The following is a 9,610-nucleotide window of genomic DNA, read 5'->3' as shown; positions in this document are numbered from 1 at the left end:
AAGTGTTTAAGTCTAAATCGAACTATGAGTTTTTCTCTGAGCGGGTAATAGTTTACTTAAACACTTTTCTCTTTATGATAAATTTACTTATTTTTATAAATACAAATCTAAAGGAGCTTGTCGAGAACTTATAATGACGGATCATAGATTCAAATTATATAGAATAAACTTTAATTTAAAGAGAGTTCTTCAAGTGTTACAATGTGCTTTTGAAGTGCATAAACTATTAGACCGGCAACGTTGCGAACGCCGATTTTAGTAAACAGATTATTCTTATGCCCTTCAACCGTACGCTGAGTTATAAATAAGTGTTCCCCAATTTCTTTTGCCGTTTTTTGCTGGCACAATAACTTTATAATTTCTTTTTCGCGGTCGGTTAGCAATTCGTCTTCATCGAGCATTGGTTTTGATACTTTAGACGAAATTTGTTCGCGCAGAATTTCCATTTGATCTTTATTCAGATAAAAACCATTCTTATGAACCTGCTTAACAATATCGAGCAGTTCAAAAGGAGACATTCCTTTGGGTAAAAAGCCGGCAACACCTTCTTTGGTCATAAATCCTATGGAATTATCCTGATAGTGCGATGACACAACGACAACTTTTAATTCGGGATGATTTGTCTTAACGTGTTTAAGTACTTCTAGCCCATCTATTGTTTTCATTTTTAAATCGAGCAGCAGAATATCTATCCGCTCGTTATTCTTTTCTTCTAAATAATTGAATAACTGGTATCCGTCTGTGGTATCATATACCACTTGTGTTGACTGATCCTGGTTAAAAAAACTTTTTAATAATGTTACAATCAGGTAATCATCATCAACTAATGCTAATTTTATTTTTTCCATTCTTTACAAAAAAAATAAAACGGGTTCCTTTTTCTTTTGAACTTTTGTATTTGTATTGCGCATTTAAATTATCGGTACGCAATGCAATGTTTTGTAAACCAATGCCATTTTTAACTGTGGTGGTATTAAAGCCAATGCCGTTATCTTTAACCAGTAAAACAATGTATTTATTGGTAATGCGCAATGTTAAATCTACATGTGATGCTTTAGCGTGTTTGTGAACGTTGTTTAACAGTTCTTGTAAGATACGCACCAGTTGCAATTTTATGGTTTTGTTTATGGGTCGATCTGTACGAACATCCACAACATGATCTATATGATAAAAACTTCGCCAACTTTTCAAAATGGTTAATAAGTTGTTTTCTAACGGTTTTTCTTCGTATAAAGGTGGCGATAATTCATGCGAAATTCTTCGCGATTCATCTATTGCCGTTCCTAATAATTGATCTAACTCTTGCTGGTTGGATCCTATTGCGGCTTTTAAACGTATAACGGTTAGCGTGCTGATGATGTTATCGTGCAAATCTGCCGCTATACGAATACGTTCGTTTTCTTGTGCTTCTAAACTTACTTGCAGTAAAGAACGCTGATAATCCATTTTTATCCTAATCTCTTCGTCTTTAGACCGAAGAACTTTTCTGTACGATATATAAAAAACGCTTATCAAGGTGCCTACAAGTAGTATCATTACCCCAATAATGATAATAACCCAGAGAAGCAACGTGTCGGAATTCTGCCATTTTTCCATATTTTGTGCCCATTGAATATTTATAATTTTAATTGTGTTTTTTTAAGATTTTTATACAATATAAATGCTAATGCAGCATAATAAATGATATGAAGTATTGCATAACTAGAATAAAAAAGTGCAAAACTTTTATCGGTAAAGGATTGGTTTATAATAAAATTCTGAATAACCGTATATACCAAGTGTATAGAAAAATACGTTAAAAAAACCATGCTTAGCATTTGATTGGTTACGTTAAATTGTTTAGCATTTTTAAGTTGCTTTAAAAGATTTACAACAATTAAACCAATTAATAATATGTTAGCTACTGTTTGAGCCTTAGCTTCATAATTTAATATTCCTTTTGATTGAAAGGTAAATAAATCATATAATAAATATATGCTGCTAAATATCATTAAAAGCCACGCTACCTTATTTTTTAACCAATGCTTGTTAATGAGATAACCTATTAAAAGTAATTCTATCAGCCTAAAAATAATCCCAAGATATATTGTTGAAAAATCTTCAATAGCCCCTTGCTCCAAAAGAAAAACAATGAAACTAGTAATAACATCAAAAAAACAACAAACAAATAAATAATATGCTAAGATCTTAAGTATTATGCTTTTATTTTTTCTCAACATAATAACACCTATAATATTGGACAGTATAAGTATAAATGTGTTTACATAAGTAAAAGCATGAAATATAAAAGCGTAGCTTTCCATCATAATTAAATTAATTCTAAGAGATAATATTTTCCTTGTCGTCCTGGACGCGGAAATCCAGCCACAGTGTCATAAAATAATCCATTATTACTATCTATAACCAAATCGGCATCTTTTATATTGGGGCTACCTATATTGCTCTTCAATCCCAAATAAATAGTATAATCCTGCGCTTGTAAACTATAGGTTGGCATATGAAAACCTTGATAAACAGATGTCGTATTGCTTAACCAATTTTCAAAATTAACATTCCAATCTTCAATACGGTTTATAGCATCCGCAGCTTGAATATATTGAGTAGGTAATGGAAATGTATAACTTTCATACGTTTGCTCTGTCAATACTGCGATATCAGTATAATGTAGATCTACTATTTTTATATAGTCTATTAAACTATCTTGATACGATTCGCTATCATAAACTTCCGATATAACTGCAAATTTCAACTCACCATTAAGAATACATGCATAAGCGTGCAAAGTATTTCCTTGAGGAAACTGTGAAATATCTAAATTTAATGCGTTGTAATTTTCAAAGTGTTGTAATAATTCATCTGGGTTGCTTCGCAAACTATCCCACTTGCGAATGCCATTTAAAATTTCTTCTAAACTATAGTTAGAAATACTATTCGTTTGATTAATATGTATATTTTCTTCTTCTGTAATAATATCTAGATTACTTTGATCGTTGCTGCAACCGAAAATTGTAAATATTAATATTACTAAAGAATTTTTTAGAATTTTCATAATTATTTTTTTAGGTTATATCAAGCTTAAAATATAATACTGGCTGGTATAAGAGTATGGTGGCTGACTTCGAATTGTGTCATAAAAAATCCCTGCATTATTGGTTAAAACCAGATCTGCTTCTTTAATATCAGGAGTTATAATGTTATCTTTTAAGGCAAATAATGCAGCGTACTTCTGCGGTTTCAAATCTGTAGTTGGTATATGAAATGTTTGATAGATACCAAAAGGCATTTTAACAATCTGCTGAATCCAAATAGGAAAAGTTTCTTTCCAAGTACCCAAACGTAAGTTAGCCTCGGCTTCAGGAATTTCTTGACCCCCGCCCTCAAATGCCATTAAAGCAGGGCACCAATAACAATTAGCACTTAAATCTTCTGGAGAAGAATCTACATCGTTTACTTCTGATATCACGTAAAAGCCTAATTCCCCATCTTTAACAGCAGCATAAGCATGTAATGGCTTTTTTTCAGGAAAAAGACTCATATCAAGTTCGAATCCCAAGTTGCTCATGAAGAGTTCTGTCAATACATCAGGATTGTTACGAACAGCTTCCCAATGTTTCAGAGAAGTAATTATCTCTTCCATTTTTAATATGTTTTTAGGTTTTCATTAACAAAAATAAATATAAAATCGGATAATTACCTATAATTTATGCAATAATATTCACTAATTTATTGAATGTTTATCAAACCTGCCTTTGAAGTTTTTACGTAAGCGTTGCAAGGCATTATTCACTACGTCGATTTTTATGTTTAAAACCAATGCAATTTCTGCAGGTTTTAAGTCCATTTTATTTAAAATTACAATGCGTAAGTTAAGCTCGCTTAAATCAGGAAAGTTCTCAAGCAGAGCATTATAGTAGTCGTTTTCTTCTTTTAGAAATGTATTTTTTAATGCCAACCAATTGGTTCCGGACATTTTTTGCTGATCCAATAATTCTTGCAAAAACAATTTAGCCTGATCTTTACTAACGGTATTGGTATTTAGTTTATCGAGTTCTTGCTCTATAAGATCCATCTGCTTGTTTTGATCTGATAAATAAGTTTGATACGATTTCAATGTTAAATCATAATCATCCAACTTACTTTTAGACTGTAATTGATTGATTTTGTATTGCAGGATATTATTCTCGTACTGCGCTTCTTTATTTTTAAATCGAAACTGAATAGATCGAACAATAAAAATAGTTACCACAATAATAAAAATAACAATACCGCAAATAATTAAAACTTTTAAATTGGCTTGTTCAACTTTGGCTTTTTCTGCTTCTAACTTGGTGTTGAACTGCTCTTTCTGAGTTTCCCAACCAACCAATTTTATGGCTTCTTCACCATCTTTATTTACAATATCGGCACCTAAAACATCTAATGCACGTCGTGCTTGCAATTCTAAAACAGTATCGTTTGTTTTTAAGGCAATTTGTAAGTTTACCTCGGCAATTTCGTAGGCATGGCTTGTTAAATATTCTTTACTTAAAACATATTCGTTAGCCAATGCAAGGGTTTGTTTTGCTTTGCTAAATTCATTGGTCTCAACATATACCTTACTCAGTAAAATTTGAGCGTACATGGTATTTCTGTCTGATTTATTTTTTTTTGATAGTTCTATATCTTGCTGTAAAAGTGTAATGGCTTTTTGATATTCCTTTGCATCAAAATGAATTAAAGCCAAATCTCCCAATACTTTTGCATAACGTACTTCGAAATTGTTTTCTAATGATACCTTTTGGGCTTTTATAAAATAGTTACGGGCATTTTCTAACGCACCCATTTTATAATAACTTGACCCAATATTGTTTAAAAAAGTAGCATAAAGTTTATCGTTTGATGGCGTATATTTTAAAGCTTTTAAAAGATAATCGATGCTTTTTTGATGCTGATTGATGCTTCCAAAAAAATAAGCATTCTTTTTATAGACATCTGCCGGTTGAATAAGATTATCAATTGTACTTTTATCCAATAAATTAGACGATTTTATAAAAAATGGCATCGCCTTAATATATTCGTTATACGAATAGTAAAAAAAACCAACCTGCGTATTTACATAAACCAGTAAATTTTCATCATTGATTTTCTCGGCTTCGCTCAATGCTTCCAGGTAAAGCGAAATACTTTCGCTATTTATGTTATCAAAATTCTTGGAATAAGCTTCGGCTTGTAAAACCTTATTAACCACCTGTAAAACCTGTCTGTCGTGTGTTTTAACCGTTTTTGTTTTTCGCAGATAATTTTTATTAATGGTCGCAGGTTCTAAAATCTCTTTATTTTCATTAATGAAATCATTAACCAATTTAGAGTTGGTATTGGCAAAAATATTGACACCACAAAAAAGCAAAAAGAAGATTACTAAAAAACTACGTTTGTAATTATTTAATAAATAAGGTTTTAGAAGTTTATTTTTTAAAAGCATTTCTGTGATACACTAATATTGTATTTTAAATAAATTTACTACAATTATTTTTACTATTTACAGGTAATTTTACTCAAAACTAACATTTAGGTAATATTACGCACAAAAAAGCCGGAATCTATTCAGACTTTTTAGCATTCATTTTTGCAACGATCTGCTTTATTTCTTGTTCTTTCTTTTTAGGATAAATCAACAAAACATCGTCTTTATCTACAATGATAAAATCATCTAAACCGCCAATAACCACCATTTTATTTGGATTTGTTCGAATGATGTTATTTGTGGCATTTTCTACAAACAAATTGCCGTTCACCATGGCATTGTCGCATTCGTCTTTAGGCAGTTTATCGTACAAAGATCCCCAGGTTCCTAAATCGTTCCAATCAAAAGTCGCAGGCAAAATAAACACATTGTCTGCTTTTTCCATTACGGCATAATCAATAGAAATATTTTCGGCTTTGCTGTAATTTTCTGCAATAAACTGTTTTTCTTCTGAAGTATTGAAGGTCGAAAATCCTGCTTGAAACAATTGATACATTTCTGGCTGAAACTTCTCAAAAGCTTCTAAAATAGATCGAACATTCCAAACGAAGATTCCTGAATTCCAAAGGAAATTTCTTCGCTGAATAAATGTTTTTGCCGTTTGATAATCCGGTTTTTCACGAAACTGAACTACTTTTTTAATCTGACGGGAATCTAATTTGTTGTATTCGATATATCCGTAACCTGTATTTGGAAAAGTAGGAATAATTCCTAAAGTCATCAGCACATTATCGGATTCGCAATTATCAAAAGCACGCTGTAAATTTGATACAAACTGTACCTCGTCTTCAATCCAATGATCAGACGGAGCCACAATCATCACCGCATCGGGATTTTGTTTTTTAATTTTCATCGACGCATACAAAATACACGGCGCCGTATTGCGCATATCGGGTTCTAAAACAATTTGCTCATTGGTAATCATGGGCAATTGTTCTTTTAAAATATCGCTGTATTTATCGTTGGTTAAAATTAAAATATTTTCTTTAGGAATAAGCTGACTTAAACGGGTAAAGGTTTTCTGAACCAAAGTTTCGCCCGTTCCCAACATATCGTGAAACTGTTTAGGAAATTCGGGTGTGCTTACTGGCCAAAAACGCGATCCCACGCCACCTGCCATTATTACTGCATAATAGTTTTTATTCATTGTTAGGTATTCAAAAGTTCTACCTGCATATTAGGTTTAAACAAATATACTTGGTTATTTTTTATATCGGTGCATTCAAACAGCTTTACGCGGAGTTTTCCTTTCTTAAACACGCGTCCGTTTTCAATTTTGAAGATGGTTCCCAAAGGTAGTTCATCTACAAAAACTTTGTTTGTTGGAGCATCGAATTTTTTAAGCTGCATGGATAAAATAGCATCGGTATCGCTGCTTGCCGACGGATTTTTAAAATGACTTGCCACAAAAGGCACAACTTCTGCTGGAAAAACCTGCGCATTTATAAAAGGAAGCATCAATAATCGAAAGGTTTGTTTCCATTCCAACCCATGGGGTTTTATAAACCGACCATATTTTTGAAAAGCGACTAAATGTGCAATTTCGTGAATGGTTGTTATTAAAAATCGATATTTATTCAGCGTGGCATTTACCGTAATTTTGTGCGATCCGTCGGGATTTTTTCGATAATCGCCATGACGAGTTACCCGTCCATTTACAATTTTAAAATGAATGTGGTATGCTTTTATCAGTTCAAAAACAGCATCGACCGAATTTTCGGGTAAATATGTAGCTAAAACGTTTTTCAATTACGGTGTGCTTGATGAAACTTCTAAAACCTTTCCGTTAAAAAAACGATTTCCGTTTAAGGCGAAATCTTTAATATAAACCGCCATTTCGTTTGGATAAATCGGTGCTTGATAACCCGGAAATGCTTCTTGAAGCATCTCGGTCTGTACCGCACCCAACGCCAAAACATTAAAAGCAACACCTTGTTCTTTGTATTCTTCTGCCAATAATTCGCTCAATGTAATCACAGCTCCTTTACTTGAACTGTACGCCGCTAAACCGGGAAATTTAGAACTGCCCTGAATGCCGCCCATACTGCTGATGGTAACTACATGGCTGCCGTTGCCCATTAAAGGCAAAACGGCACGGTTTAAAGCTGCAACCCCAAAAACATTTACTTTGTAAACATATTCAAAATCGGCAGATGAAATTTCGGCAAATGGTTTATTGATGATGGTTCCTGCGTTGTGAATTAAAATATCGATATTTTTAAACTGATCTTTCAATGCTACGGCAAATGCAGCTACAGAAGCATCGTTACTTAAATCGACCGATTTGTAATAAACATTTGGCAGGTTTTCTAATTCAGGATTACTGTTTCGTGAAAGGGAAATAATGGTATGACCTTCGGCAGCGAATTGTTTAACCAACTCTGCCCCTATTCCACGGCTTGTTCCTGTGATTATGATGGTTTTCATTTAGATTATTGAATCGTTTATTTGTTGAATTGTTAAGGTTAGACATTTCTGCCTAATTCATTTTTATTTCTTTGGTTTCTGCATTAATCATTTTTGATACTACCGGAAGCATTTCTTTTGCAATGGTGGTCATGAATTTAGTATCCATAATCTGAAATTCATCTTTTGGATGATGGTAAAAATCAAAGTTTGAAAAATCGAACGCTGAAACGGTATGAGCCGGAATTTTAAATTCTTCGTAAAACGGATAATTATCTGACGCTGCAAACAAATTGTATTTTTCAGCTCCTTCAGACATTCCTATTAGCGTACTGCCCGCATATTCGTTTAGTTTCGCAGCCATGTTTGATTTAGTGTATCCTGTTAAAAACAATTTAAAATCATAATTCATTGGTACACCAACCATCTCAAAATTCAACATGCTGTACACATTTATATTTTGCTGTTTTAGTTTTTTAGCCAAATGTTTCGATCCTAACAAACCTTTTTCTTCGGCAGAAAAGAAAACAATTAACACGCTGCGTTTGCTGTTTTTTGTTTTACCTAAATACTTTGCAACTTCAGCCAAAACCGTTGTTCCCGATGCATTATCGTTTGCTCCGTTGTTGATATAATCGCCGTCAAAACCTTTTTCTGTAATTCCGATATGATCATAGTGTGCACCTAAAATTACAAATTCGCTTTTCAGTTTCGGATCTATTCCTTCGATATATCCAACCACATTAAATGAATTGTCATAGTTAGAAAGTGTATCTTTATAAGTAGAAAAATACGGTTTAACGTTAGATTTTTTTAGAATTTCTTCCAGATAATTTGCTGCTTTTTCAATTCCTTCGGTGCCAGGATCACGCCCTGCTAATTCATCAGAAGCTAAATATTTCAAAGTTGAACTTACATCAGCTTCTTTTACCTGATAGTTAGAAACATCTGCACTTTTATTAGATTTACAAGCAACTAACGACAACGATAAAGCTGCAAACAGAAGAATTTTTTTCATTTTTTTACGTTTTAAACAAAAATACAAAAAAACCCGTTCTGAAAAATCAAAACGGGTTTATATAAATACTATTCTTTGACGAATGTTTTGTAGATTTTATGCATTTATTATTCAGCTCTCGTACAAACAATATTAAGTATGTAAACAATTCCTTCCTTTTCTTTGTACAAAATTTTATAATCTCTTACGATTATTCTTCTATATTCAGAAAAAATTTCATCTTGCTGATATTGTTCAGAAAAAACAATACTCTTAGAGGCATTTATAATTTCTTTTCTAACTATTTCATAAGCTGTAGGTATGCTAGAATATCGATAATCCAAAATTTCAGAAAGATTTTCTCTTGCTTGTCTTACCCAAACAATTCGCTTAACTTTTACTGTCATTTTTTATTCCAATTCTTCAACATCAAGAAAATCACCTTCATCAATCTGTTTTTCAGCATTTAAAAGAGCCTCTTTATATTCTTCTCTTGTCATTGGTTTTCCATCAGGATAAAAAGCAACAATGTCTTTATTGTAATAGTTTTCAAAGACACTATTTACAATAGACAAAATTCGTTCATCTGCTTTTTCTACAAAAGAATGTATTCTATTTTTTAAAACAATTGTGTCCATAAATATAACTTTTACTATAACAAATATACAAAAAAACCCGTTTTGAAAAATCAAAACGGGTTTATA

12 protein-coding genes are annotated in these 9,610 nt (G+C 32.3%); all 12 read right to left on the bottom strand.

Going from position 1 to position 9,610, the window contains the following annotated elements; genetic code table 11:
* Positions 1 to 170: 170 nt before the first annotated feature.
* On the bottom strand, positions 171 to 848 hold the full coding sequence (locus BM253_RS09335) for a response regulator transcription factor (RefSeq protein WP_091522791.1): 678 nt from the start codon (positions 846 to 848) through the stop codon (positions 171 to 173).
* Entirely contained in the window at positions 820 to 1,596 is a 777-nt protein-coding gene (locus BM253_RS09330) for a sensor histidine kinase (protein WP_091522787.1), read from the bottom strand. Before BM253_RS09330 ends, BM253_RS09335 begins: the two co-directional genes overlap by 29 nt.
* A gap of 20 nt (positions 1,597 to 1,616) precedes the next feature.
* Positions 1,617 to 2,306 carry a hypothetical protein gene (locus BM253_RS09325; RefSeq protein ID WP_091522784.1) on the bottom strand — a complete coding sequence of 230 codons (690 nt, stop codon included), beginning with the start codon at positions 2,304 to 2,306 and terminating at the stop codon, positions 1,617 to 1,619.
* Between the two features lie 2 nt (positions 2,307 to 2,308).
* The gene (locus BM253_RS09320; protein ID WP_091522781.1) at positions 2,309 to 3,049 is read right to left on the bottom strand and encodes a hypothetical protein; all 741 of its coding nucleotides are present in this window, start codon (positions 3,047 to 3,049) and stop codon (positions 2,309 to 2,311) included.
* A gap of 15 nt (positions 3,050 to 3,064) precedes the next feature.
* Positions 3,065 to 3,637: a hypothetical protein gene (locus BM253_RS09315; protein ID WP_091522779.1), complete on the bottom strand. Its 573-nt coding sequence runs from the start codon at positions 3,635 to 3,637 to the stop codon at positions 3,065 to 3,067.
* An 81-nt stretch (positions 3,638 to 3,718) separates the two neighbouring features.
* On the bottom strand, positions 3,719 to 5,461 hold the full coding sequence (locus BM253_RS09310; RefSeq protein ID WP_091522775.1) for a tetratricopeptide repeat protein: 1,743 nt from the start codon (positions 5,459 to 5,461) through the stop codon (positions 3,719 to 3,721).
* Between the two features lie 118 nt (positions 5,462 to 5,579).
* Entirely contained in the window at positions 5,580 to 6,650 is a 1,071-nt protein-coding gene (locus BM253_RS09305) for a mannose-1-phosphate guanylyltransferase (RefSeq protein ID WP_091522772.1), read from the bottom strand.
* A 2-nt stretch (positions 6,651 to 6,652) separates the two neighbouring features.
* Positions 6,653 to 7,252, bottom strand: a complete 600-nt coding sequence (locus tag BM253_RS09300) for a SprT-like domain-containing protein (protein WP_091522768.1) — start codon at positions 7,250 to 7,252, stop codon at positions 6,653 to 6,655.
* Positions 7,253 to 7,930, bottom strand: coding sequence for an SDR family NAD(P)-dependent oxidoreductase (locus BM253_RS09295; RefSeq protein WP_091522765.1), 678 nt, complete (start codon positions 7,928 to 7,930; stop codon positions 7,253 to 7,255).
* Positions 7,931 to 7,982: 52 nt separating this feature from the next.
* On the bottom strand, positions 7,983 to 8,927 hold the full coding sequence (locus BM253_RS09290; RefSeq protein WP_091522762.1) for a M20/M25/M40 family metallo-hydrolase: 945 nt from the start codon (positions 8,925 to 8,927) through the stop codon (positions 7,983 to 7,985).
* A gap of 107 nt (positions 8,928 to 9,034) precedes the next feature.
* Positions 9,035 to 9,313, bottom strand: coding sequence for a type II toxin-antitoxin system RelE/ParE family toxin (locus BM253_RS09285; protein WP_091522759.1), 279 nt, complete (start codon positions 9,311 to 9,313; stop codon positions 9,035 to 9,037).
* Positions 9,314 to 9,316: 3 nt separating this feature from the next.
* Positions 9,317 to 9,544: a hypothetical protein gene (locus tag BM253_RS09280; protein WP_091522756.1), complete on the bottom strand. Its 228-nt coding sequence runs from the start codon at positions 9,542 to 9,544 to the stop codon at positions 9,317 to 9,319.
* Positions 9,545 to 9,610 lie beyond the last annotated feature (66 nt).

The sequence above is a fragment of the Paenimyroides ummariense genome (assembly GCF_900115115.1).
Lineage (GTDB): Bacteria > Bacteroidota > Bacteroidia > Flavobacteriales > Flavobacteriaceae > Flavobacterium > Flavobacterium ummariense.
The sequence above is the reverse complement of the archived record's forward strand: the minus strand, read 5'-3'. Positions and strand labels throughout refer to the sequence as shown.

Coding starts and splice junctions, on each gene's coding strand:
- BM253_RS09335 (WP_091522791.1), bottom strand. CDS start 848: ATGGAAAAAATAAAATTAGCATTAGTTGATGATGATTACCTGATTGTA.
- BM253_RS09330 (WP_091522787.1), bottom strand. CDS start 1,596: ATGGAAAAATGGCAGAATTCCGACACGTTGCTTCTCTGGGTTATTATC.
- BM253_RS09325 (WP_091522784.1), bottom strand. CDS start 2,306: ATGATGGAAAGCTACGCTTTTATATTTCATGCTTTTACTTATGTAAAC.
- BM253_RS09320 (WP_091522781.1), bottom strand. CDS start 3,049: ATGAAAATTCTAAAAAATTCTTTAGTAATATTAATATTTACAATTTTC.
- BM253_RS09315 (WP_091522779.1), bottom strand. CDS start 3,637: ATGGAAGAGATAATTACTTCTCTGAAACATTGGGAAGCTGTTCGTAAC.
- BM253_RS09310 (WP_091522775.1), bottom strand. CDS start 5,461: ATGCTTTTAAAAAATAAACTTCTAAAACCTTATTTATTAAATAATTAC.
- BM253_RS09305 (WP_091522772.1), bottom strand. CDS start 6,650: ATGAATAAAAACTATTATGCAGTAATAATGGCAGGTGGCGTGGGATCG.
- BM253_RS09295 (WP_091522765.1), bottom strand. CDS start 7,930: ATGAAAACCATCATAATCACAGGAACAAGCCGTGGAATAGGGGCAGAG.
- BM253_RS09290 (WP_091522762.1), bottom strand. CDS start 8,927: ATGAAAAAAATTCTTCTGTTTGCAGCTTTATCGTTGTCGTTAGTTGCT.
- BM253_RS09285 (WP_091522759.1), bottom strand. CDS start 9,313: ATGACAGTAAAAGTTAAGCGAATTGTTTGGGTAAGACAAGCAAGAGAA.
- BM253_RS09280 (WP_091522756.1), bottom strand. CDS start 9,544: ATGGACACAATTGTTTTAAAAAATAGAATACATTCTTTTGTAGAAAAA.